Origin of the sequence: Sphingomonas sp. PvP055, from assembly GCF_040546365.1 — a bacterium.
GTDB lineage: Bacteria > Pseudomonadota > Alphaproteobacteria > Sphingomonadales > Sphingomonadaceae > Sphingomonas > Sphingomonas echinoides_A.
On the sequence record NZ_JBEPNS010000001.1, the window covers coordinates 38543 to 61305 of the forward strand.

Below are 22763 nucleotides of genomic sequence, written 5' to 3' on the forward strand. Positions count from 1 at the left end.
TCCCAAGGGTCGCGGTATTGAAAACAAGAGGAATTACGGATGCCGGACATGCTTTCCGATGAATCCGTCACACAACCCCGTACGGCAAGAGCTGCGATCGTGCAGCCGCTCGCAGAGCGCAACATCCTGTTGCTGCAAGGCCTGATGGGTCCGCTGTTCCGACGGCTGGGGCAGGTGCTGCGACGCGATGGTTACGGGGTTCACAAGGTCAACTTCAACGGCGGCGACCGTCTGTTCTGGCGCCTTCCCAACGGGATCGATTATCGCGGGCGGCTCGAGGACTGGCCCGCGGAACTCAGCCGGATCATCGCGGACCGCAAGATCACCGACGTATTGCTGTTCGGTGATTGCCGTCCGATCCACATGGCGGCGATCGCGGTTTGTCGCGACCTGCACGTCCCGGTCCACGTGTTCGAGGAAGGCTATATCCGGCCCGACTGGGTCACGCTTGAACTCGGCGGGGTCAACGGCCACTCCACGCTGCCGCGCGACCCGTCCTGGTATCGCGCGCAGGCAGCGTTGCTGCCGCCCGTTCCCCAGCACGCGCCCGTCCCCTCGTCTTTCCGCCGCCGTGCGACCGAGGCGTTGATCTACAATACCGCGGACGTGCTGAGCCGATCGCACTATCCCCATTGGGAAAACCATCGCCCGTGGCATCCTCTGGTTGAGGGCATGGGGTGGGTCCGACGCCTGACACGGCGCAAGGCGGCAGCGCAACGTGCGCAAAGCGTCCAGGCGGCGTTGGCACACCGCAACGCACCGTACGTCCTGTTCCCGTTGCAGCTCGATTCGGATGCGCAGATCCGGCTGCATTCGTCGTTTGCAGGAATCGCGGATGCGCTGCGCATGGTGATCACGTCGTTCGCCAGCCATGCGCCGCCCGAATTGCGACTCGTGATCAAGGAACATCCGCTCGACAACGGCGTGCGCGACTGGCGGCTCGAAACGAAGACGCTCGCAGCATTGCACGGCGTAACCGACCGGATCGACTATCTCGAGGGCGGCGACATCGTCCCGATTTCGTTAAAATCGCAGGGCATGGTGACGATCAACAGCACCAGCGGAACACTCGCGCTGGCCCAGGGAATTCCGGTGATCGCGCTCGGGCAGGCCGTTTACGATATCGAGGACATCACGTTTCAGGGGCGCCTCAACGATTTTTGGGCGACTCCGGGGAAACCCGACACTGCGACGTTCGACGCGTTTCGGCGCGTGCTGATCGAGCGTTGTCTCGTCCCGGGCGGTTTCTTCTCGGAAGAGGCACTCGAGAAACTAACGAGCGGAATCATTGCGAAGATCGAGGCTGCGAGCCCGTTGCTTCCGGCGTCCGCCGTATCGTCGCAGCATCAGCGTTCAGCGACGGCGGTGCTATCGACCTGAAACCGATGGGCCATGCCGCAGCGCACGCAAGCATCACGTGGTGGGCTCGCCGGGATTCGAACCCGGGACCTACAGATTAAAAGTCCGTTGCTCTACCGACTGAGCTACGAGCCCACACACGCCGATGCGCGTTAGGAGCGGATGCGCGTCCGGTCAACCATGTCCAAGCGCATTGCAAGTTGCCGGATCGTCCGTCCGGTCTGCGGATCGCGCCATAGCGGGGCGATTTGCACGAGCGGATGCAGCACGAAATCCCGCGTTCGGAAGGCGATGTGCGGGATGCAGAGCGTGGCGTCCCGCCATGCGCCCCCCGACCACAGCACAATATCGAGATCGATTACCCGCGCCGACCAACGTTGTCCCCGGCGGCGTCCGAAATCGCGCTCGATCCGCTTGAGCCGGGCCAACATCATCGGTGGTGTCTCGGAACTGTGGAGCAGGACCGCGGAATTGGTGAAACGTCGCAGGGACGGCCCGACCGGCGCAGTCTCGATCAAGCGAGACACCGCCAGCACATTGGGCAAGGCAGCGATCGCTGCCCGGACTTCGGCTCGTGGATGGCCATGACGTCCGCGTCGGTTCGATCCGATCGCGATGGCATAAAGCGGGTAGGTGGTTGAGATCGACACCCAAACATGCCTATCGCCTTTTGATGAACTTCGCACCCAGCCCGCTCGCGGACTCCGAACCGCCACACGATTGCCCCCTTTGCCCGCGCCTCGTCGCGTTCCGGGAGGAATTGCGCGAGGAATTCCCGACGTGGTGGAATGCCCCCGTCAACGCGTTCGGCGACCCGGCGGCGTGGCTCGGCATCATCGGACTGGCTCCCGGCAAGCATGGCGCGAACCGCACCGGTCGCCCCTTCACGGGCGATTTTGCGGGGGTTTTGCTGTACGACACGCTCACCAAATACGGGTTTGCGACGGGCACCTTCGAAGCCAAGCCAGACGATACGCTCCAATTGCAGGATGCGATGATCATCAACGCCGTCAAATGCCTGCCGCCGCAGAACAAGCCCACCCCCGAAGAGATCCGCACGTGCCGCCCATTCCTTGAAGGACAGATCGCCGCTCTGCCACGGGCACGCGTGTTCGTCGCGCTGGGCCAGATCGCACATCAGTCCGCGGTCAAGGCACTGGGCGGGCGGTTACCCAAGTGCAAGTTCGGCCATCTCGCCGAACATCGCATGCCCGATGGCCGGATCCTGATCGATAGCTACCATTGTTCGCGCTACAACCAGAATACCGGGAGGCTTACCATCGAGATGTTCGAGGCCGTGTTCGCACGCGCAGCACAACTTCGGGACAGTTCCGCTGCCTAACACTTGCCGCGCTGAACTTATGGATGAGAGATATTTAACGAGTCCGGGGTTATACCCGAATCGGTTGTTGCGGAGTAGGGCTGCAGCCGAGAAGCGTAGCGTACCGATGCGCGAGGACGATCGAGACAGTCTGGCGGTAGTCCCGCCACCCCCCAGTCCGATCGCCCTCGCGGGTCATCCCTGACCCGATCAGATATCCTGCACCAGCCGGCCATATAGGTCGGGCCGACGATCGCGGAAAAATCCGAACGCGGCACGGTGGCGCTTGACCCGATCCAGATCGATCGTAGCGGTGATAACGCCTTCGTCCGCCCGCCCCAGTTCCGCCAGAATGTCTCCGCGCTCGTCCGCGATGAAGCTCGTGCCGTAGAAAGTCTGGTCGTGCTCGACGCCGACGCGATTCGCCGCGACGATCGGCACGACGTTCGACACCGCATGGCCGACCATCGCGCGCCGCCAAAGCCGCGCTGTATCCAGCGACGTGTCGTGCGGCTCGCTGCCGATCGCAGTGGGGTAGAACAGCACTTCCGCGCCCATCAGCATCATCGCGCGCGCGGTCTCGGGATACCATTGGTCCCAGCACACGCCGACACCGAGCGTCGTCTTCTCCGGACCGGGCCACACCTTGAAGCCGGTGTTGCCGGGGCGGAAATAGAATTTCTCCTCGTAGCCCGGCCCATCCGGGATATGGCTCTTGCGGTAGACGCCCTGAACTTCGCCGTCGGGGCCGATCATCGCGAGGCTGTTGTAATGATGCGGACCGTCCGCCTCGAAGAAGCTCGTCGGGATCGTCACCTTGAGCGCCTCGGCGAGCGCCTGCATCGCGAGCACCGCCTTGTGCTCGCCCACCGGCTTGGCGTTGGAGAACAGCCCCTCGTCCTCGACCCGGCAAAAATATTCGCCCTCGAACAGTTCGGGTGGCAGAATCACTTGCGCGCCACGGCTCGCGGCCTCGCGCACGAGTTCCGAGACATGCTCGATATTCGCGTCCATATCGTTTGAGAAAGCGAGCTGAAGTGCGGCGACGGTGATTTCGGTCATGCGTCGCCATATCGTGGTTCGTGGCGCAGATTCAAACGGGATATCGCGAATGGAACGAGTGTTCGAGACGATTGCCCAACGGGTGGCCAATTGGGCGGGACGCCCGATCGCGTTTATTTCCGCGTTCACGGTGGTGCTGCTCTGGGGACTGACCGGGCCAGTGTTCCATTATTCGGACACGTGGCAGCTCGTCATCAACACCTCGACGACGATCGTCACCTTCCTGATGGTGTTCCTGATCCAGAACGCGCAGAATCGCGACGCCTCCGCGATCCAGGCCAAGCTCGACGAGATCATCCGCGCGACGACGGAAGCGCGCAACGAGTTCATCGGGATCGAACATATGACGCAGGACGAGCTCGAACGGATCAAGCGCGTGCTGGAGCGAGAGTGCGGCGACGACACGACGCATCACGAATCGATCGAGCGGCTGTTGGGGCGGCTTTAGCGTCCCGCCGCTTGGTATTCCTGCGCAGGCATTAGCCCAGAGTCACGAACGCGGCGTCCGGTCTGACTGCCCCCCTCAATCCGTTCAGGCTGAGCGACGTCGAAGCCCCGCTCCGGTCACAAGCCTCACTCGGTTTGGCAAGCGACCCTTCGACTACGCTCAGGGCAAACGGTGTAGGTTCGGTACCGAAAACGCGCCTAGCGTGGCCCTGCCCGCAGCGTGATCCGCGTCAGCTCCGACGGCACACCCAGTCGCAGCGCGAAGCCCGGCCACAGCCCCGTGCCGTTATTGACGTACAGCGTCATCCCGTCGACGGCGTAGCGTCCCGAAACGAAACCCGCATTGGCGCGCGCGACTAGCCGGTCGAGCCCGACGATCATCCCGCCATGCGTATGCCCCGACAGTTGCAACGCCACGCCCCGCGCCGCCGCCGCCCGCGCCAACCGCGGCTGATGGTCGAGCAGGATGATCGGCGCGTCCGCCGGTGCCCCCGCCAGCGCTCTGGCGAGATCGGGACCGGGGTGGCCGGTCGCACGCGCAGACAGGTCGGTGACGCCTGCGAGCACAATCTGCCCCTCGCCGCGCGTCAGCACCGCATGCGCGTTAGGGAGCAAGTGCATCCCCATCCCCGCAAAATGCGCCATCCACCCGTCATACTCGAAGAAATATTCGTGATTGCCGGGGATCGCGTAAATCCCGTCGACGGCGCGAAGCCTGCGCAGCGGTTCGACATCGGCGCGGCGCATTGCAATCGAGCCGTCAATGAAGTCGCCGGTCACGACGATGAGGTCGGGGTGGAGCGCGTTGGTGCGATCGACCACCGCCTGCGTCCAGCGCGCCGGGAACAGGCGGCTGATGTGAAGGTCGGTCAACTGGACCAGCGTATAGCCATCGAACGCCTTGGGCAGCCCGGGGATGACCACGTCGATGTCGCGCACCGGCGGCACCCGTTGCGCCTGCGCCACGCCCAGGCCGGCGAGAAACAGCGCCGACAGCCCCATGCCGTACCGCACCGCCACCGGCACCGCGAAGCCGCCCTGCCCGATCAGCAGCGCAGGAAGTCGCGCGAGATCGACGACCAGCTGGAACACCGCCAACAACAGGATCGCACCATACGCCACGTTGAAGACGAGCACGACGAAGCGCGGCATCTCGGGCGCGAACGGCGACCCCGAGGAAAGCCGGCTCCACAGCAGAAATTGCGAACCGATTAGCAACCCGCCCGCGAGGATCACCTTCGCCCCCGGGTGCCACGGGAGCGGCAGGATGAATGCGCAACGTGACGAACAGCCATGGCAGGCTGAAGAGCAGGTGGAAGATCAGGTGTTCCTTCTGGCGATTAGAGCCTGCGCATTGAAGATTCGTCGGGGAGCGTCGACGACATCATCCCAACGGATGGATGCCGAGACCGGAAAGAAGGCGCCCCCCCTACCCCGGGATCTGCTGCGAGATGCAGTGGAAGCTGCCGCCCCCGGTCAGGATCGCATCCGCGCGCAAGCCGACAACCTCGCGCTCCGGGAACAGTGCCTGAAGCGCCGCCACCGCTGCCGCATCGTTCGGCGCACCGTACAGCGGCACCACCACCGCGGCATTGCCGATGTAGAAGTTCATGTAGCTCGCCGGCACGATCTCATCGTCGCGCAGCACCCGTCCGGGCGACGGAATGCGCACCACCGAGATCCCCGGCATTGCAGCCGCCGCCGCTGCCGCTTGCTGATATACCTGCCAGTTGGGGTCGTTCTCCGCCGCCTCCGGGATGGCGAGGACGCCCGGCGCGACGAAGCGCGCGAGATTGTCGACATGGCCGTCGGTATGATCGTGCATAAGTCCGTCGCCCAGCCACAGGATGTGCGCGAACCCGAGATCGTTGCACAGCCGCTGCTCGATCTGCATCTTGCTCAGTGCCGGATTGCGGTTGGGATTGAGCAGGCATTGCTCGGTCGTGACGACGAGACCGGTTCCGTCTCCGTCGATCGCACCCCCCTCGAGGATCCAGTCGCAGCGCTCGACCGCAAGCTTGCGATCCGTCGCAAGCCGCATGCCGATGTCGCTGTCGCCCGGCAGGTCATACTTACCGCCCCAGCCGTTGAAGCCGAAGTCGCGCGCGCTACCGTCCGACAGCACAATCGGCGCGGTATCGCGCAGCCAGATGTCGCCGAACGATTCGACCACGATCTCCGCGAAATCGCCCGCCATCGCCTGCGCGGCAGTCGCGGCTTCGTCGTCCGCGGCAACGAGCAGCACGCGCTCGCCCCGCCCCTCTGCATGAACCACGCGCGCGAAAGCGACCACTTCGGTCCGCGCGGGCTCGAGGTCTTCGACCCACAGGTCGGGGTGGCTCGGGAAGCCGATCCACACGGCGGCGTGCGGGGCCCATTCGGCGGGCGGGACTAGGCGTGTCATGCGTGCTCGATCCTGTGTTTACTTGCCCGCGCGGCTCTTGTCGCGAATCGCACGGAATTCGGCGGTGCTGTACCAGTTCGGCCAGCGCGTCCCATCCGCCAATGCACGGCCGAGACCGTAATACAGCGTCAGATCCTCGACCGCACCCGACCAGTCCCACGCCGCATTATATTCGTCCTGCGGCTTGTGATAACGATGCACGATATAGTCCTCGGTCGCGGCATGGCCAGCCGCGGTCCCGCCCACGCGCAGATCCTCGCCCGATTCGCCGTAGAACATCGGCACGCCGGCTCGCGCGAACGCAAAATGGTCCGAGCGGAAATAGCTGCCGCGCTCGGGGTTGGGCTCGGGCTTGATCACGCGGTCCTGCGCGGTGACGAGCGTCTTCATCATGTCCTCGAGCTCGGACTTGCCCGCGCCCGTCACGACGAAGTCCTTCGCACGACCGACGACGTTGAGGCCGTCCATGTTCACGCCGCCGACGGTCTGCGCCATCGGGTAGATCGGATGCTCGGCATAATAGCGCGCACCGAGCAGCCCGCATTCCTCGCACGTCACCGCGAGGAACACTTGCGAGCGGCGAGCCGCCCCCGCCTTGACGTTGGCCTCGGCGAGCGCGACCAGTCCCGCGGTCCCGCTGGCGTTATCCAGCGCGCCGTTGCAGATATCGTCGCCATCGACCGGGTCGCATCGCCCGAGATGATCCCAATGCGCGGTGTAGAAGACATATTCGCCGGGAGCCCCGCCTTGCGCGGCGGGCTTGCCGGGCAGGATGCCGACGACGTTCTTCGACGCCTGCCGCTTGATTGTGTTGTCGAACGACGCCGACGCGGTCACGCCCAGCGGCACCGCCTTGAACCCCTTGACCTTTGGCTGCTTTGTTGAGCGCATCGAAATCCTGCCCCGCGCTCGCGAACAACGCGCGCGCCTTGTCGAGCTGGATCCAGCCGATCGCCTGGCTCTGGTCGGCATGGTCGCCCTTCTCGTCGAGCTCGAGCTGCGGCCCGGTCCAGCTCGACTGGACGACGCCCCAGCCATAGGCCGCGGGCGCGGTCTCGTGGACGATCAGCGCGCCCGCCGCGCCGTGGCGTGCGGCTTCCTCGAACTTGTATGTCCAGCGACCGTAATAGGTCATTGCGCGCCCCTCGAAGAGACCGGTGTTGGTCGGGGTCTGCCAGTCGGGATCGTTGACGAGGATGACGACCGTCTTGCCGCGCACGTCGACGCCCGCATAATCGTCCCACCCGCGCTCGGGCGCGGTGATGCCATAGCCGACGAACACGACCGGACTGTCCTTCAAGTCGATCTTCGGGGTGACGCGGTAGGTCGCGAGCACCATGTCGCTGCGATAGGCGACGCTGACCGGGGTCTTGCCGCCCTTGAACGTCATCGGGGTGACGTTGGTCGCGGTCAGCTCGACCAAGGGCACGTCCTGGAACCACTTGCCCTCGTTGCCCGGTTTGAGCCCCGCCGCCTTGAAGCGTTCGACGATATAGTCGGTCGCCTTGGTCTCGCCCGGCGTGGTCGGCTTGCGGCCCTCGAACGCGTCGGAGGAGAGGGTCTTTGTGACGTCCTTGAGCGTCTCGACCGAAATCGCGGGTGCGGGCTTGGTCGTCTGGGCGGCAAGCTGTTGCGGCAGCAACACCAACATAACGCCAAATCCAAGTGTTTCGAAGCTCTTCACCGGCACGTCACCCCCTGTTGCTTGATCGCCGTTCTGACAGCCTCCCGTGCCGGGCGCAACACGACCGGCAGGCGGGTTGGCGGACCGAAATTGCCTGCTATTGTCCGCCGCGGGGGAGATGTGGGGATGCATAAATACTTTATCGCGGCAACGTTGCTGGCGTCTGCCACAACGCCGCTGCAGGCCGCGAGCGAGGCGGCAAAGAAATTTGGCGCGCGCGACGAAATCCAGCAAATCAGCCTGTCGCCCGATGGGAAGCGCTTCGTCGCGGTCGTAGCGGACGCCGGGCGCGGCTATCGCGCGATGGTGTTCACGATCGTAGCAGAGACGCCGCCAGTCACCGTGCTCGCGTCAAACGGGGACAAGGAACATCTCGATTACTGCCAATGGTCCGATAACAGCCGGCTGATCTGCGGATTCAGCGTCGTCACGGGGGGCGTGCGGGACATGCTCGGCTTCAACCGCATCGTGACCCTCGGCGCGGACGGCAAGGATCTCAAGCTGCTGAGCGCGCGGACGAGTATGGATGCGTCCGGCCCCATGCAGAATGGCGGCCGCATCATCGACTGGCAGGGCAATGCGGAGGGCAGCACCGTGTTGATGACGCGTCAGTTCCTTGCGACAACCAGCACCGGAGCGCTCCTTGCGGTGGAAAACCCGGGCATGGGCGTCGAACAGGTCGACCCTGTCACACTCCGACGGCAGACGGTCGAGAAACCACGATCCACCGCGCGCGAATACATCGCCGATGGCCAGGGGCACGTCCGCATCATGGGCCTGCAGCCGACCACAGGAGAAGGGTACAGCGGCACGAGGACGCTCTACCAATATCGCAAGCCCGGCGTCAGCACCTGGCTTCCGCTCAGCACCGTCACGCGCGACTCACAAAGTGGGCAAGGGTTCGATCCCTATGCGGTCGATCCGGCGCTCAACGTCACGTACGGTTTTGATGTGCAGGACGGACGCAGGGCGCTGTTCAAGATCGCACTGGATGGCAGCCTCAAACGCGATCTGGTGTTCGCGCGACCCGACGTCGATGTCGACGGGCTGATTCAGGTCGGACGGCAGCACCGCGTCGTTGGCGCTACCTATGCCACCGATAAGCGGCAGGTCGAATTCTTTGATCCGGAATTGAAGAAGCTCGGCGCAAGTCTCGCCAAGGCGCTCCCCAAGACGCCGCTCGTCCGCTTCGTCGATGCAAGCGCGGACGAATCGAAGCTGCTGCTGTGGACCGGCAGCGATATCGACTCCGGCGGCTATGCGTTGTTCGACAAGAAGACGCGGCGTCTGGACGGGCTGCTCCGCTCGCGTCCGCCGCTTGACGGCGTCACGCTCGCGCCGGTCAAGGCGATCACTTTCCCTGCAGCGGACGGCACGCAGATCCCCGCCTATCTCACGCTGCCGGTCGGCAGCACCGGGAAGAACATCCCCGCAATCGTCATGCCGCACGGCGGTCCGAGCGCGCGCGACGAATGGGGGTTCGACTGGCTCGCACAATTCTTCGCCGCGCGCGGCTACGCGGTGCTCCAACCCAATTACCGGGGGTCTGCGGGGTATGGCGACAGCTGGTTCAGCGAGAACGGCTTCAAAGCGTGGCGGACCGCGATCGGCGACGTCAACGACGGTGGGCGCTGGCTGGTCAAGGAAGGGATCGCCGCCCCGTCGACGCTCGCGATCGTCGGCTGGTCCTACGGAGGCTATGCTGCGTTGCAGTCGCCGGTGCTCGACCCGACGCTGTTCAAGGCGATCGTCGCGATCGCACCGGTGACCGATCTCGATACGTTGCGGCACGAGCATGACACGTACATGGACTATAATCTGGTCGACGCCTTCATTGGAAAGGGGCCGCATGTCCGCCAGGGCTCGCCTGCGCAGAACGCCGACAAGATCACCGTGCCCGTGCTCATGTTCCACGGCGACCTCGACCAGAATGTCGGCATCGGTGAATCCCGCCTGATGGCGAACCGGTTGCGCGCGGCGGGGAAGAAAGTCGAACTGGTGGAATTCAAGGGGCTCGCGCATTCGCTCGACGATAGCGAAGCCCGGACGACGCTGCTCGACCGCAGCGACATGTTCCTGCGCGCAACGATGGGGATCCAGTAGCGGGTCTTGTCCTAGCTACCCCCACCCCCACTCCGTTCGGGCTGAGCGCAGTCGAAGCCTCCTCTCCACGGGCCTTAGCCTGTCTTGCGGGCGACCCTTCGACCGCGCTCAGGGCGAACGGGGAGGGGGAAAGGAAGCGCAACGAAAAAGGGCGGCCCCAGCGGGACCGCCCTTTCCGTCGCCACAGATCAGAAGATCAGCGCGAATAGAACTCGACAACCAGGTTCGGTTCCATCTTCACCGGGTACGGCACTTCGTCGAGCGACGGAACGCGCGTGAAGGTGACCTTGGCCGCGCCGTCCGGTGCGACGTAATCGGGGATGTCGCGCTCGGCGAGCTGCTGTGCTTCGAGCACCAGCGCCATTTCCTTGGCCTTGTCGCCCAGCGTGATCTCGTCACCGACGAAGCAGCGACGCGACGCGATGTTGCACTTCACGCCGTTGACGCGAACGTGGCCGTGCGAAACGAGCTGACGCGCCGCCCAGACGGTCGGTGCGAACTTCGCGCGATACACGATCATGTCGAGACGCTGCTCGAGCAGGCCGATCAGGTTCTGGCCGGTGTCGCCCTTCATGCGCGCTGCTTCGGTGTAGCACGCGCGGAACTGCTTCTCGGTCACGTCGCCGTAATAGCCCTTGAGCTTCTGCTTGGCGCGGAGCTGGATGCCGAAGTCCGAGACCTTACCCTTGCGGCGCTGGCCGTGCTGGCCGGGGCCGTATTCGCGCTTGTTGACGGGCGACTTGGGACGACCCCAAATGTTCTCGCCCATCCGGCGATCGAGCTTGTACTTTGCGCTGCTACGCTTCGACATGATGAATTCCTTGCAAGTGCCAATAACAAGACCAACGCCGCGGTGAGGCTTTGCTGATCGATACCCGGTCATCGCTCCGCCTGACCCGAGGGTCTGGTCGGGGCCACCGCTTCACCGGGGTGCGGGGCCTTTTGCGAAGGCGGGCGGTTAGCCGGGGATGGCGCAGGAGTCAAGCTGGCCCGAGTCGCTGGACAGGTAGCGCGGACCGCGCCAAGGGCTTGGCATGACCGATCCGATCCTTCCCGGCCCCGACTGCACGACGATGATCGAGGTGCGGGCGGGCGTCGACTCGCTCGACCGCGAGCTCGTGGCGCTGCTTGCGCGGCGCTTCGCTTATATGGACGCCGCCGCCCGCATCAAACCCGAACGCGGCGCCGTGCGCGACGAGGCGCGGAAGGCGCAGGTCATTGCAAACGCCTGCGCCGAAGCGCGTGCGGCTGGCGTGCCCGAGACGGTAGTCGCGGATCTGTGGGAGCGTCTGGTCGAAGCGTCGATCGCCTATGAGCTGGCGGCCTTCGATCGGCGCTGAGCTCGGCAATAGACATCCGCGCGAAGCGCAAAACACCCTTCCACCCTTGCTTTGCGCCTTTGCGCCTTTGCGAGATCAAACTCTTTCTTCTCGAACGTCCGAGAAGAGATACTCTCGCAAAGGCGCTAAGGCGCTAAGAAGAAGTCTCTTTGCCGGGACGAGCCCGGGGCGACGGCCTTCGCTTACGTCCGCGGCTTTTTTCCGGCGAGCGAACTGAGCACCCCCCGCATCGTCCGCACTTCCCTGCGTCGACCAGCCGGGCTTGGTCAGCAGCGTCCGCAAGGTCCGCCGCGTCACCGGCGTGCGCGCTGGAGGGAAGAAAAAGTCGCTTTCCTCAAGCATCGCCTCGAGCTGCGCGATCATCCCATCCAGTTCTTCCTGCGGGGCCGGGAGCGGCATGTCGACTTCGGGCGGGCTCGCGAGCGCGACGCCCTTCGACCATTCGTACGCGACCAGGATCACCGCCTGCGCGAGGTTGAGCGAACCGAACTCGGGGTTGATCGGCACGGTAATGATGCTTCGCGCAACCGCGACATCGTCGGTCTCGAGCCCGGACCGCTCAGGCCCGAACAGGATCGCGGAGCGCCCTGCAGTGGCGTGGATCGCCTGCGCGGCGGCTTCTGGGGTAACAACAGGCTTGGTCACGCCGCGTTTGCGCACGGTGGTCGCATACACGTGCGCGCAATCCGCAATCGCGTCGGCGACCGTCTCGAACACCTTCGCCTGTTCGAGCACGATGTCTGCGCCCGACGCGGCGGGTCCTGCGCTCGGATTGGGCCAGCCGTCGCGCGGGGAGACGAGCCGCATCTCGGTCAGCCCGAAGTTGAGCATCGCGCGCGCGGCCTTGCCGATGTTCTCGCCGAGCTGGGGGCGGACGAGGACTAGGACGGGGGGTGGGGAGAGCACATTGTCCGGCGTTTCGCCTGGGGCGGTGCTTCGACTTCGCTCAGCACGAACGGATTGGGAAATGCCCACGTCTTCCAGCAGCTTCCCAAATGCTTCGGGCAGTTCACCCTCTCCCCCGTTCGTCCTGAGTAGGGGCTGAGCTTGTCGAAGACCCGTATCGAAGGACTTCCGCGCAAGGCGTTGCAATACCTCCCAGTCGGATGCGATCAGCGCCTCCTTCTTGGCACGGCTCCACCCTTTGATCTGGCGCTCAGCTTCGAGCGCCTCAAGCCGAGACGGAAAATCTTGTGACCACGCAAGCACAACTGGGCGGCGTGTATGGGTGTATCCAGGCACTTCGCCGTGCTGATGCTGCGCGACACGCTGCTCCAGTGCCTCGGTATGACCAACGTAATAGCTGCCGTCGGCGCAGCGCAACATATAGGCGTGGAAGCTCAAATACCCTGTCCTTCGATACGCGTCTTCGACTTCGCTCAGCCGCTACTCAGGACGAACGGCGGGATGTGGATGCAGTTAAGGTCGGGAAGCCCTACCCCTTCCCCACCTCGCTCACAGTCCCCGCAAACTCCTCGAAGTCGCGCGCCTCGCGGAAGTCCTTGTAAACGCTTGCAAAACGGATGTACGCGACCGAGTCGAGCCCCTTGAGCCCCTCCATCACCATCTCCCCGATCCGCCCCGAGCGCACCTCGTTCTCGCCCAGCGTCTCCAGTTGGCGCTGGATCCCGGACACCAGCTTCTCCAGCTGCACCGCCTCGATCGGCCGCTTGCGCGCTGCGATCGAGACCGAACGGAGCAGCTTCTCGCGGTCGAACGGCTCGCGCTTTAGGCCCGCGCCCTCGCTCTTCACCACGGTCAGCTCGCGCAACTGTATTCGCTCGAACGTGGTGAAGCGCGCGCCGCAGCCCTCGCATTGCCGCCGCCGCCGGATCGCGCCCGCATCTTCGGTCGGACGCGAATCCTTTACCTGACTGTCTTCATGGCCGCAGAAGGGACAGCGCAATCACAGACCCTCGGGATAGATCGGGAAGCGGGCGCACAAGGTGCGGACACGCTCGCGGACATTGGCCTCAACCTTCGGGTCGCCCTGCTCGCCATGCTCGCGCAAGCCACCAAGCACGTCGGCGATCATGTTGCCGATCTCGCGGAACTCCGCGGGGCCGAACCCGCGGGTCGTGCCAGCAGGCGAGCCGACGCGGATTCCGCTGGTCTTGGTCGGCGGAAGCGGATCGTTGGGGATGCCGTTCTTGTTGCAGGTGATGCCCGCGCGCTCGAGCGCCTCGTCGGCGTCCTTGCCGGTCACGCCCAGCGGGGTAAGATCGATCAGCGCGAGATGCGTGTCGGTGCCGCCCGAGACGACCTCCGCACCGCGCTCCTTGAGCGTCGCGGCGAGCACCTTGGCGTTCTCGATCACCGCGGCGATGTAGCTCTTGTAGCCGGGCTGGAGCGCCTCGCCGAACGCGACTGCCTTGGCGGCGATGACGTGCATCAGCGGACCACCCTGCAGCCCCGGGAACACTGCCGAATTGAACTTCTTGCCGAGCGCCTCGTCATTGCTGAGGATCATACCGCCGCGCGGACCGCGCAGCGTCTTGTGCGTCGTCGTGGTGACGACATGCGCGTGCGGCAGCGGCGACGGATGCAGCCCGGCCGCGACCAGCCCGGAGAAATGCGCCATGTCGACGAGGAAATACGCACCGACCTCATCCGCGATCGCGCGGAACTTGGCGAAATCGATCTGGCGCGGATAGGCAGAGCCGCCTGCGATGATCAGCTTGGGCTTGTGCGCGCGTGCCAGCGCCGCGACTTCGTCGAAGTCGATCAGATGGCTTACCGGGTCGACACCATATTGCACCGCATTGAACCACTTGCCCGACATCGCTGCGCGCGCGCCGTGCGTCAGGTGTCCGCCCGCATTGAGGCTCATGCCCAGGATCGTCTCGCCCGGCTTGACCAAAGCGAGCATCACCGCGCCGTTCGCCTGCGCACCCGAATGCGGCTGGACGTTGACGTAGGCGCAATCGAACAGCGCCTTGGCGCGGTCGATCGCGAGCTGCTCGACCACATCGGAGGGCGCGCAGCCCTGATAGTAGCGCTTGCCGGGGTAACCCTCGGCATATTTGTTGGTGAACACCGACCCCTGCGCCTGCAACACCGCCTTGGAGACGATGTTCTCGCTCGCGATCAACTCAATCTGCGTCTGTTCGCGCGTCAGTTCCTGCGCGATCGCGCCGAAGACGGCGGCGTCGGCATCGGTCAGGCCCCGCGTAAAGAAGCCGTCGGGCTGGACGTCGTGAAGCTGGTTGGGGTTGGTGCTCATGCCGGTTCTTTCACAAAAACGGGGACGCCGAGTTTCTCGACGCGGGGTTGATGACGGCCACCGGCAAACGCGGTGGCAAGAAAAGCGGAGATGCAAGCGCGGGCCATATCCTCGCCGACGAGGCGCGCGCCCATCGCGATGACGGTGGCATCATTGTGTTCGCGTGCCAACGCGGCGGACAACGGCTCTGACACGAGCGCACAGCGCACCGCCGGGTTGCGGTTGACCGCGATCGAAATCCCGATCCCCGAACCGCACAGCGCGATCCCGCGTTCGGCACGCCCGTCCGCGACGGCGGCGGCGAGGGCAAAACCGTAATCGGGATAATCGACGCGCGCATCGCTGTCGGGGCCCAGGTCGAGCACGTCATGGCCCAAGTCGGCAAGCCAGCCGGCCAGCCCCTGCTTGAGCGCAAAGGCGGCATGATCGGATGCGATGGCGATGCGCAAAGCGGCACGCGCTCCCAAGAAAGAGCCCATAGGGGCAGGTTGGATGACCGCGCCCATACCGCCGCGACCGTCGAATTGCCACAGCGAACCACGATTCCTGAAACAATTCGCCCAAATCGACGGGACAGGCGATTGCCGCGCGCGTGTTGCCGGGCTACGCCGTTGGACGTGACGGATTTCCCGCCCGATGCTGCAGCAGCCTCCGCCCCGGCACCACGGCCGGGCAGCGAATCGCCCGAGGCGATGGCGCGGGCGCGGCTGGTCGAGGCGCTGGTACGGACCGGTGAGGAAGACCGTGTCGCATTCCGGGATTTGTATTCCCTGACGTCTGCGAAGCTTTTCGGGATTTGCTACCGTATCTGCGGCGAAAGGCAGGCAGCGGAAGACGTGTTGCACGACGTATATCTCACGATCTGGAAGCGGGCCGGGGCGTACGAACCCTCGCGCGCCAGCCCGATCACGTGGCTCGCCACGATCGCGCGCAACCGCGCGATCGACTGGCAGCGCGCGCAGACCGTCCGCCGCTCGACCCCGATCGAGGACGCGCCGGAGATCCTCGACAAGGCCCCTCTCGTCAGCGAGACGATGCTCCACGACGAGCAAAGCCACCTGCTTCAGGAATGCCTCGACCTGCTGGAACAGCGGCAGCGTAGCGCGATCCACACTGCCTTCTTCGACGGTGTGACCTATGCCGAATTGGCCGAACGCCAGAATATCCCGCTTGGCACGATGAAGAGCTGGGTACGTCGTGGGCTCGCCCGGTTGCGCGAGTGTCTCGAGCGATGACCGACTCGCGACACTCCGAAATTCCGGGCGACGAAGGTCCCGACATGACGGCCGCCGAGCTCGCGCTGGGCGTGCTGGACGGCGACGAGCGTGCGCATGCGATGCGCCGTGTCCTGTCGGAACCGGGTTTTGCCCGCGCGGTCGAGCAATGGCGCGGATATCTTTCGCAGTTGTTCGATCTCTGGCCAGCACTGGCGGCACCGGACATTTTCCCGCGCATCGAACGCTCGATCGACCGGCTGTCCGGGGCAACAACCGTGGTTCACGCCCAACCGCGCGGCAGTCGCCTGTGGCCATCACTGGCGGCGCTGTCGAGCATCGCGGCGGTCGGGTTGCTGATGATCCTGCTGCTCCGGCCGATTCCACTCCCGACCGTTCCGGAGCCGCGCCAGAACGTGCCCGTCACCGCGCCGCAGCCGACGCTCGTCGCGTCGCTCGAGCCAGATACCAAGGCGCTGCCGATGACGGTAGTCTACGACCAGGGCAGCGGTACGATCCGCCTGACCCAGTCGACGCTGGCCCGCGCCGATCGCAGTGCGCAACTGTGGGTGATCCCGGCAGATGGCACGCCGCGCTCGCTGGGTCTGTTGCAGGACCGTGGCGGCACCGCGTTGACGCTCAGTCCGATACTGCGCCGTCATCTGGCGGCAGGTGCGACGCTGGCCGTCTCGATCGAACCGCTGGGCGGCTCCAAGACCGGACTGCCGACCGGACCGGTCGTCGCAACGGGTGCACTCGCGCCGGTGTAACGTCGCGCGAGATTTAATTGCGCATCCGCCCCGTAACGATCGCCGTATCTCCTGCGTGTCCAGCCAAGGACGCGAAAACAGGAGAGCAGTCATGAACCGCATCATTCCAAGCGCGCTCGTCGCGGCCGCCGTCGCCATCAGCGGAGCATCGTTCGCGAGCGCGGCGACCAACCCGATGGTCGGCGGTGCAGCAATGTACGCCAACAAGAATATCGTCGAGAATGCCGTCAATTCCAAGGACCACACCACGCTGGTCGCTGCAGTCAAAGCCGCCGGCCTGGTCGACACGCTGTCGGGCCCCGGCCCCTTCACGGTATTCGCGCCGACCAACGCGGCCTTCGCCAAACTTCCCGCCGGCACGGTCGATACGCTGCTCAAGCCCGAGAACAAGGCGATGCTGACGTCGGTGCTGACCTACCATGTCGTTCCCGGCAAGATCACCGCGGCGGACATCGCGTCCAAAATCAAGGCGAACATGGGCAAGGCGACCTACACCACGGTGGAAGGTGGAACGTTGACCTTCGCAAAATCGGGCAAGAGCTACACGATTGCCGATGCCAAGGGTCACAGCGGAAAAGTCACCATCGCCAACGTGATGCAGTCGAACGGTGTGATTCATGTGATCGACACCGTTATGCTTCCCTAAAAAAAGCATGGTTCGGACGCATCCGCAGCCGGAATCGTTCGTATATTGATGTGCTAGGCGACGAGCCGATGCGTGTACCCGTTCGCTGGATCCCCTCCTTTGCGGCGAATGGTTGATTGTAAGGGACCTGCCGACCTCCTTTTGTCGGCAGGTCCTTCCCAATCCCCCGCAATATCGTCATGGAAGCGTCACCCGATCGTCGTAACGGCGTTGGCGCCGCCCGGTGCGCCATTATGCCGCGCGATCCGGCAGGAGAGTGTTGAAATGGCCATCGCGCTTCGATCCCCCAAGACGTCCGCTTCCAAGAATACCGCCGTGCGCAATGCGGTGCATCGGCATGACCATCTGTCCAAGCAGGGCTTGCTCGAACGCGCGTTCACCTTCGCGTTTCGCGGATTGGTGTATGCGCAGATCTGGGAAGATCCCGCGGTCGACATGGAAGCGCTTGCGATCACGCCGGACTGCCGCATCGTCACGATCGCGTCGGGCGGATGCAACGTGCTGTCGTACCTGACCGCCAACCCGCAGGCGATCACCGCGGTCGACCTCAACACCGCGCACATCGCGCTCAACAAGCTCAAGCTTGTCGCGGCGCGGCATTTGCCGAGCTACGAGGCGTTCCACCGCTTCTTCGCGACCGCCAATTCGCGCGCGAACGTGATGGCGTATCGCACCTATATCCGCCCGCATCTCGACGAGACGACACTCGCTTACTGGGAAGGCCGCGACATGATCGGGCGCCGCCGGATCGGCGGGTTTTCGAAAAACGTCTACAAGCGCGGGTTGCTCGGTAATTTCATCGGTGTGGCGCATCTGCTCGCGCGGTTGAACGGGGTGAACCCCAAGGTGCTGCTCGAAGCCAAGTCGATCGAGGAACAGCGCGAGATCTTTGACCGCGAGTTGGCGCCGTTCTTCGACAAGGCGGTGGTCAAGTGGATCACCGACCATCCCGCGTCGCTGTTCGGCCTCGGCATTCCGCCTGCGCAATATGAAGCGCTGGCCGGTGACGAGAAGATGGCGGTGGTTCTGCGCGCCCGGCTCGAGAAGCTCGCGTGCGATTTCGACATCAAGGACAATTATTTTGCCTGGCAGGCGTTCGGGCGTGGCTATGGCAAGGGCGAGTCCGCGCCTCTTCCGCCCTATCTGCAGCGCGACCATTATGCCGAGATCGTTGATCGCGCGGAGCGGATCGAGGTCCGCCACGTCAACTTCACCGAACATCTCCGCGCGCAGGACGATGCCTCGCAGGATCGTTACATCCTGCTCGATGCCCAGGACTGGATGACCGACGAGCAGCTCACCGATTTGTGGACGCAGATCACCCGCACCGCAAAGCCGGGGTCGCGCGTGTTGTTCCGCACCGCCGGCATTGCGACGATCCTGCCCGGCCGCGTGCCGGATGCGATTCTGGCGAAGTGGGATTATCGCACCGAGGACTCGCTGGATTACACCAAGCGCGATCGCTCCTCGATCTATGGCGGCGTTCACCTCTACGTCCTGGCGTGACCCAGCCGACCGGCCACGCGGGGCATATGGATGCGATCTACCGGTCGCAGCGCCATATCTATGACCTGACGCGCAAATATTACCTGCTGGGGCGCGACGCGCTGATCGCCGGGATCGCGCCGCCCCCCAGCGGGCTGGTGCTGGAAGTCGGGTGCGGCACCGGTCGCAACCTGATCGCAGCCGCGCGTGCCTATCCCAACGCGCGCTATTTCGGGATCGATATCTCATCCGCGATGCTGGAGACCGCACGCGCAAAGATCGCTGCGGCTGGGTTGTCGCACCGGATCGAGCTCGCACAAGGCGACGCGACTGCGTTCGATTCGACCGCGCTGTTCGGGGTGCCGGCATTCGACCGCGTGTTCCAGAGCTATACGCTGTCAATGATTCCCGATTGGCAGGGCGCTTTGCGCGAAGCCGCGGGCAAGCTTGCGCCGGGCGGGCGGCTCGACATCGTCGATTTCGGCCAGCAGGAGGGGTTGCCGCGCCCGTTCCAGGTGATGCTGTTTGCCTGGCTGGCCAAGTTCGACGTCACGCCGCGCGCAGCCCTCCCCGACGCGGTCCGCGCGACCGCGCGCGAACATGGACTGATCGGGCGGTTTGCGTCGCTGCGCCGCGGGTACGCGTGGAGTGCTTCGCTTAGCAAAGCATGAGGGGCCGACGATGATGCCAAACGCAACCCCGCCCGTCTTGCCCCGCTGGCTCGGCCTTGCCGGGCTGCTGCCACAACTCGCCGCGGTGGCGGTGGTGTTCGGCGGCGACACGTCCCTGCATTTTTCCGCGATCGCGCTCGGCTATGCCTATGCCGCGCTGATCCTGAGTTTCCTCGGCGGATTGTGGTGGGGGATCGCGGCAGCTGCACCTAAGCCGCCCGAGTGGATTTGGGTGGCGGCGGTGGTCCCGTCGTTGATCGCGCTTGCAAGCGCGATCCCCTGGGCGATCGGCACGCCGTGGCCCGCGCCATCTCTGGTGGTGCTCGGCGTCGCGCTGATCAGCGCGCTCGGGGTCGATCTGACGCTTTCACGGCAGGGTTTGGTGCCTGGGTGGTGGATGAGCCTGCGCCTGCCGCTGTCGCTCGGGCTGGGCGGGCTCACATTGCTGCTGGCGTTGGGCTGACGTCACTCCCGCGTCGTCCCGGCTTCGCCGACGAGGGTGGGATCGGGCTCAATGGCCGAAGAGCAACCACAGCACGATGATCACCGGGATCGGCACCCCAACCAGCCACAGAATACAGCCTTTACCCATTACGCGTCCTTTCTAATGACGGAAACGTAACGGGTTGATCAAAAAGCGGTTCCGCCTGCCGGGACGAAGTCCAGCGACGTCCGGGGCAGCGGGACCCGCCCCCCACAATCGTCATTCCCGCGAAGGCGGGAATCCATTGGTGCAGCGCCGGGCCGTTACAGCCGCTCGCCAGTATGGATTTCCGCCTCCGCGGAGATGACGAACGAGTAAGAGACGGTAGCTTCCCGCCAATCACGCAGCCTTGCGCAACTCCAGCCGGCTCCAGATCTCCACCAGAGCATCGGTCAGGTCGCGCATCATGCCTGCGTCATGTGCCGGGCCGGGTGTGAAGCGCAGCCGCTCGCTGCCACGCGGGACGGTCGGGTAGTTGATCGGCTGGACGTACACGCCGTATTCGGCGAGCAGGATGTCGCTGATCTTCTTGGCCTTGACCGGATCCCCGACCATCAGCGGCACGATGTGCGTGGTCGAGTTCATCACCGGCAACCCGGCTTGCGCAAACATCGCCTTCAGCGCCGCTGCCGCCCGCTGCTGACCATCGCGCTCGACGCTCGACGCCTTGAGGTGCCGCACACTTGCCAGCGCACCGGCGACCAGGACCGGCGACAGCGACGTGGTGAAGATAAAGCCCGGCGCATAGGAGCGGATCACGTCGACGATCGTCTGGTCCGCGGCGATATAACCGCCCATCACGCCGAACGCCTTGCCGAGCGTGCCCTCGATGATCGTCAGCCGGTCGGCGATGCCCTCCCGGTCCGAAATGCCGCCGCCGCGCGGGCCGTACATGCCGACGGCATGGACTTCGTCCAGATACGTCAGCGCGCTATACTTGTCCGCCAGATCACAGATTTCGGCGATCGGGGCGACGTCGCCTTCCATCGAATAGACGCTCTCGAACGCGATCAGCTTGGGCGTGGTCGGGTCGACCGACGCGAGCAGTTCCTCAAGATGTGCCAGGTCGTTGTGGCGGAAGACGTGCTTCTCGCACCCCGAATTTCGGATCCCTGCGATCATCGAGGCGTGGTTGAGTTCGTCCGAGAAAATGATGCAGCCCGGCAGGATCTTGGCGAGCGTCGCCAGCGTCGCCTCGTTCGAGACATAGCCGCTGGTGAACAGCAAAGCGCCCTGCTTGCCGTGCAAGTCGGCAAGCTCATATTCGAGATCGACGTGATAATGCGTGTTGCCGCCGATGTTGCGCGTTCCGCCGGAACCCGCACCGACGTCGTGCAACGCCTCTTCCATCGCGCCGATGACCGCGGGATGCTGCCCCATCGCGAGATAGTCGTTCGAACACCACACCGTGATCGGCTTGGGCCCGTTATGCCCGGCAAAGCAGCGCGCGTTGGGGAAAGCGCCCTTGTTGCGCAGGATGTCGATGAAGACGCGGTAGCGGCCTTCGACATGGAGGCGATCGATGGCTTGCGCGAAGATGCGCGAATAATCGACTCCGCGCGCGGATGTTTCCATGTCCATGCGGCCCAAATAGACCGCGTGTCCGCCAATTTCCAGCGCCTTCGCGCGATCAGTCTGATCGACGCGCTGATCGTCGCCACAACCTACAACGTTTCGACCGTCCCCAGACCGTAGCGCGCCAGTGTAGCGACGAGACTTGGCGATTGCGGCGCCCCGCCGGTAAAGACAGCAAGGCCGGGGCGCGGCGCTTCAGGCCAGAGCTGCCCTTGCGTCAGGAACGCGATCCGCCGCGCAATCCCGTCCGAACCGTCGACAAAGCGCACCGGATGTGGGGCTGCGGCCTGCAACTCGCGTTCGACTAGCGGGAAGTGCGTGCAGGCGTTGACGATCGTGTCGATTCGCGCGCCTTCCGGTTGGCCAAACAACCCGTCGAGGATCGCGGCATAGCGCGCGGGATCGGTCGCCTCGCCGCGGAGCTTGGCTTCGGCCAACGCGACGAGGTCCGCCGATCCGTGCCGCAGCACGTGGCAGTCGCTTGCAAACCGCGCGGCGAGATCGTCGACATAAGGCTGGCGCACGGTCGCATCGGTACCCAGCACGCCGATCACGCGAGTCGCGCTGTGCAGCGCGGCGACCTTGATCGCGGGGACCGTCCCCACCACCGGCAGGTCAAGCGCGCTCCGCACCGCCGCCAGCGCGATCGTCGACGCGGTGTTGCACGCGATCACGATCAAGCGCGGGCGGTACCGCTCCGCCAGCCGCCCGAGCAACGCCGGAACCCGCGCGCCAATTTCCTGCTCGCTCTTGGTGCCGTACGGAAACCCCGCCGAGTCCGCGACATAGACCGCCGGCATCGCCGGCAGCAGCGCGCGGGCGGCCCCCAGCACCGACAATCCGCCGACACCGGAATCGAAGAACAGAACAGGTCGTGCATCCATTGCGCCGTTCCTAACCGCGGGACCGGAAATTACAAAACCATGGTGCGCGCGCCTGGGTTGGGTCCTGGGCCGCATCCTGATAGGGGTGCTT

General features: G+C 64.7%; 21 protein-coding genes, 1 tRNA gene and 2 pseudogenes. 11 read left to right on the forward strand and 13 right to left on the reverse strand.

What is annotated here, in order from left to right:
• Nucleotides 1–48 precede the first annotated feature (48 nt).
• Nucleotides 49–1380, forward strand: coding sequence for a capsule polysaccharide biogenesis protein (locus ABIC16_RS00195; protein ID WP_502958271.1), 1332 nt, complete (start codon nucleotides 49–51; stop codon nucleotides 1378–1380).
• Between the two features lie 38 nt (nucleotides 1381–1418).
• Here the strand turns inward: ABIC16_RS00195 and ABIC16_RS00200 are convergent.
• Together ABIC16_RS00200 and folK are read right to left on the reverse strand one after the other, a co-directional pair.
• A tRNA-Lys gene (locus tag ABIC16_RS00200) sits at nucleotides 1419–1494 on the reverse strand.
• Nucleotides 1495–1511: 17 nt separating this feature from the next.
• Nucleotides 1512–2009 (reverse strand): 2-amino-4-hydroxy-6-hydroxymethyldihydropteridine diphosphokinase, encoded by a 498-nt coding sequence (gene folK / locus ABIC16_RS00205; protein ID WP_354289616.1) that lies wholly within the window; start codon nucleotides 2007–2009, stop codon nucleotides 1512–1514.
• Between the two features lie 23 nt (nucleotides 2010–2032).
• Between folK and ABIC16_RS00210 the strand changes: the two genes are divergently transcribed.
• The gene (locus ABIC16_RS00210; RefSeq protein ID WP_354289617.1) at nucleotides 2033–2701 is read left to right on the forward strand and encodes a uracil-DNA glycosylase; all 669 of its coding nucleotides are present in this window, start codon (nucleotides 2033–2035) and stop codon (nucleotides 2699–2701) included.
• Nucleotides 2702–2890: 189 nt separating this feature from the next.
• Here the strand turns inward: ABIC16_RS00210 and aguB are convergent, their stop codons facing one another.
• A complete protein-coding gene (aguB, locus tag ABIC16_RS00215; RefSeq protein ID WP_277968872.1) occupies nucleotides 2891–3742 on the reverse strand; it encodes an N-carbamoylputrescine amidase in 852 nt (283 codons plus the stop codon).
• Between the two features lie 49 nt (nucleotides 3743–3791).
• Between aguB and ABIC16_RS00220 the strand changes: the two genes are divergently transcribed.
• Nucleotides 3792–4190: a low affinity iron permease family protein gene (locus ABIC16_RS00220; protein WP_277968873.1), complete on the forward strand. Its 399-nt coding sequence runs from the start codon at nucleotides 3792–3794 to the stop codon at nucleotides 4188–4190.
• 197 nt (nucleotides 4191–4387) lie between these two features.
• On the opposite strand, the gene ABIC16_RS00225 is transcribed toward ABIC16_RS00220, so the two are convergent.
• From ABIC16_RS00225 to ABIC16_RS00235, 3 genes and pseudogenes are all read right to left on the reverse strand, one after another.
• A complete protein-coding gene (locus ABIC16_RS00225) occupies nucleotides 4388–5425 on the reverse strand; it encodes a metallophosphoesterase (protein WP_354289618.1) in 1038 nt (345 codons plus the stop codon).
• Nucleotides 5426–5618: 193 nt separating this feature from the next.
• Complete coding sequence (locus ABIC16_RS00230) at nucleotides 5619–6593, reverse strand: agmatine deiminase family protein (RefSeq protein WP_354289619.1); 975 nt, start codon at nucleotides 6591–6593, stop codon at nucleotides 5619–5621.
• An 18-nt stretch (nucleotides 6594–6611) separates the two neighbouring features.
• Nucleotides 6612–8244 (reverse strand): annotated as a pseudogene (locus ABIC16_RS00235) (M28 family metallopeptidase).
• Nucleotides 8245–8403: 159 nt separating this feature from the next.
• Here ABIC16_RS00235 and ABIC16_RS00240 point away from each other — a divergent pair.
• A complete protein-coding gene (locus tag ABIC16_RS00240) occupies nucleotides 8404–10380 on the forward strand; it encodes an alpha/beta hydrolase family protein (protein ID WP_354289620.1) in 1977 nt (658 codons plus the stop codon).
• Nucleotides 10381–10576: 196 nt separating this feature from the next.
• Here the strand turns inward: ABIC16_RS00240 and rpsD are convergent, their stop codons facing one another.
• On the reverse strand, nucleotides 10577–11191 hold the full coding sequence (rpsD, locus tag ABIC16_RS00245; RefSeq protein WP_010161826.1) for a 30S ribosomal protein S4: 615 nt from the start codon (nucleotides 11189–11191) through the stop codon (nucleotides 10577–10579).
• 223 nt (nucleotides 11192–11414) lie between these two features.
• Between rpsD and ABIC16_RS00250 the strand changes: the two genes are divergently transcribed.
• Nucleotides 11415–11720 carry a chorismate mutase gene (locus ABIC16_RS00250; RefSeq protein WP_354289621.1) on the forward strand — a complete coding sequence of 102 codons (306 nt, stop codon included), beginning with the start codon at nucleotides 11415–11417 and terminating at the stop codon, nucleotides 11718–11720.
• A 182-nt stretch (nucleotides 11721–11902) separates the two neighbouring features.
• Here the strand turns inward: ABIC16_RS00250 and ABIC16_RS00255 are convergent.
• The 4 genes and pseudogenes from ABIC16_RS00255 to rpiB form a co-directional block, all read right to left on the reverse strand.
• Nucleotides 11903–13064: pseudogene (locus ABIC16_RS00255) on the reverse strand (TrmH family RNA methyltransferase).
• Between the two features lie 91 nt (nucleotides 13065–13155).
• Entirely contained in the window at nucleotides 13156–13626 is a 471-nt protein-coding gene (nrdR, locus tag ABIC16_RS00260; RefSeq protein ID WP_277968880.1) for a transcriptional regulator NrdR, read from the reverse strand.
• On the reverse strand, nucleotides 13627–14943 hold the full coding sequence (gene glyA / locus ABIC16_RS00265) for a serine hydroxymethyltransferase (protein WP_354289622.1): 1317 nt from the start codon (nucleotides 14941–14943) through the stop codon (nucleotides 13627–13629).
• The gene (gene rpiB / locus ABIC16_RS00270) at nucleotides 14940–15392 is read right to left on the reverse strand and encodes a ribose 5-phosphate isomerase B (RefSeq protein WP_354289623.1); all 453 of its coding nucleotides are present in this window, start codon (nucleotides 15390–15392) and stop codon (nucleotides 14940–14942) included. The genes glyA and rpiB overlap by 4 nt, the downstream gene beginning before the upstream one ends.
• 243 nt (nucleotides 15393–15635) lie before the next feature.
• On the opposite strand from rpiB, the gene ABIC16_RS00275 reads away from it, so the two are divergent.
• From ABIC16_RS00275 to ABIC16_RS00300, 6 genes are all read left to right on the forward strand, one after another.
• Nucleotides 15636–16178 carry a sigma-70 family RNA polymerase sigma factor gene (locus ABIC16_RS00275; RefSeq protein WP_277968909.1) on the forward strand — a complete coding sequence of 181 codons (543 nt, stop codon included), beginning with the start codon at nucleotides 15636–15638 and terminating at the stop codon, nucleotides 16176–16178.
• Nucleotides 16175–16927 carry an anti-sigma factor gene (locus ABIC16_RS00280; protein WP_354289624.1) on the forward strand — a complete coding sequence of 251 codons (753 nt, stop codon included), beginning with the start codon at nucleotides 16175–16177 and terminating at the stop codon, nucleotides 16925–16927. Before ABIC16_RS00275 ends, ABIC16_RS00280 begins: the two co-directional genes overlap by 4 nt.
• Nucleotides 16928–17018: 91 nt before the next feature.
• A complete protein-coding gene (locus ABIC16_RS00285; protein WP_354289625.1) occupies nucleotides 17019–17573 on the forward strand; it encodes a fasciclin domain-containing protein in 555 nt (184 codons plus the stop codon).
• 264 nt (nucleotides 17574–17837) lie between these two features.
• Nucleotides 17838–19079: a BtaA family protein gene (locus ABIC16_RS00290; protein ID WP_277968885.1), complete on the forward strand. Its 1242-nt coding sequence runs from the start codon at nucleotides 17838–17840 to the stop codon at nucleotides 19077–19079.
• Between the two features lie 26 nt (nucleotides 19080–19105).
• Nucleotides 19106–19729 (forward strand): class I SAM-dependent methyltransferase, encoded by a 624-nt coding sequence (locus tag ABIC16_RS00295; RefSeq protein ID WP_354292224.1) that lies wholly within the window; start codon nucleotides 19106–19108, stop codon nucleotides 19727–19729.
• Between the two features lie 10 nt (nucleotides 19730–19739).
• Nucleotides 19740–20192 (forward strand): DUF3429 domain-containing protein, encoded by a 453-nt coding sequence (locus ABIC16_RS00300; protein WP_354289626.1) that lies wholly within the window; start codon nucleotides 19740–19742, stop codon nucleotides 20190–20192.
• Nucleotides 20193–20552: 360 nt separating this feature from the next.
• On the opposite strand, the gene hemA is transcribed toward ABIC16_RS00300, so the two are convergent.
• Nucleotides 20553–21794, reverse strand: a complete 1242-nt coding sequence (gene hemA, locus ABIC16_RS00305) for a 5-aminolevulinate synthase (protein WP_354289627.1) — start codon at nucleotides 21792–21794, stop codon at nucleotides 20553–20555.
• Nucleotides 21795–21877: 83 nt separating this feature from the next.
• Nucleotides 21878–22672 carry a glutamate racemase gene (gene murI, locus ABIC16_RS00310; protein ID WP_354289628.1) on the reverse strand — a complete coding sequence of 265 codons (795 nt, stop codon included), beginning with the start codon at nucleotides 22670–22672 and terminating at the stop codon, nucleotides 21878–21880.
• Nucleotides 22673–22763 lie beyond the last annotated feature (91 nt).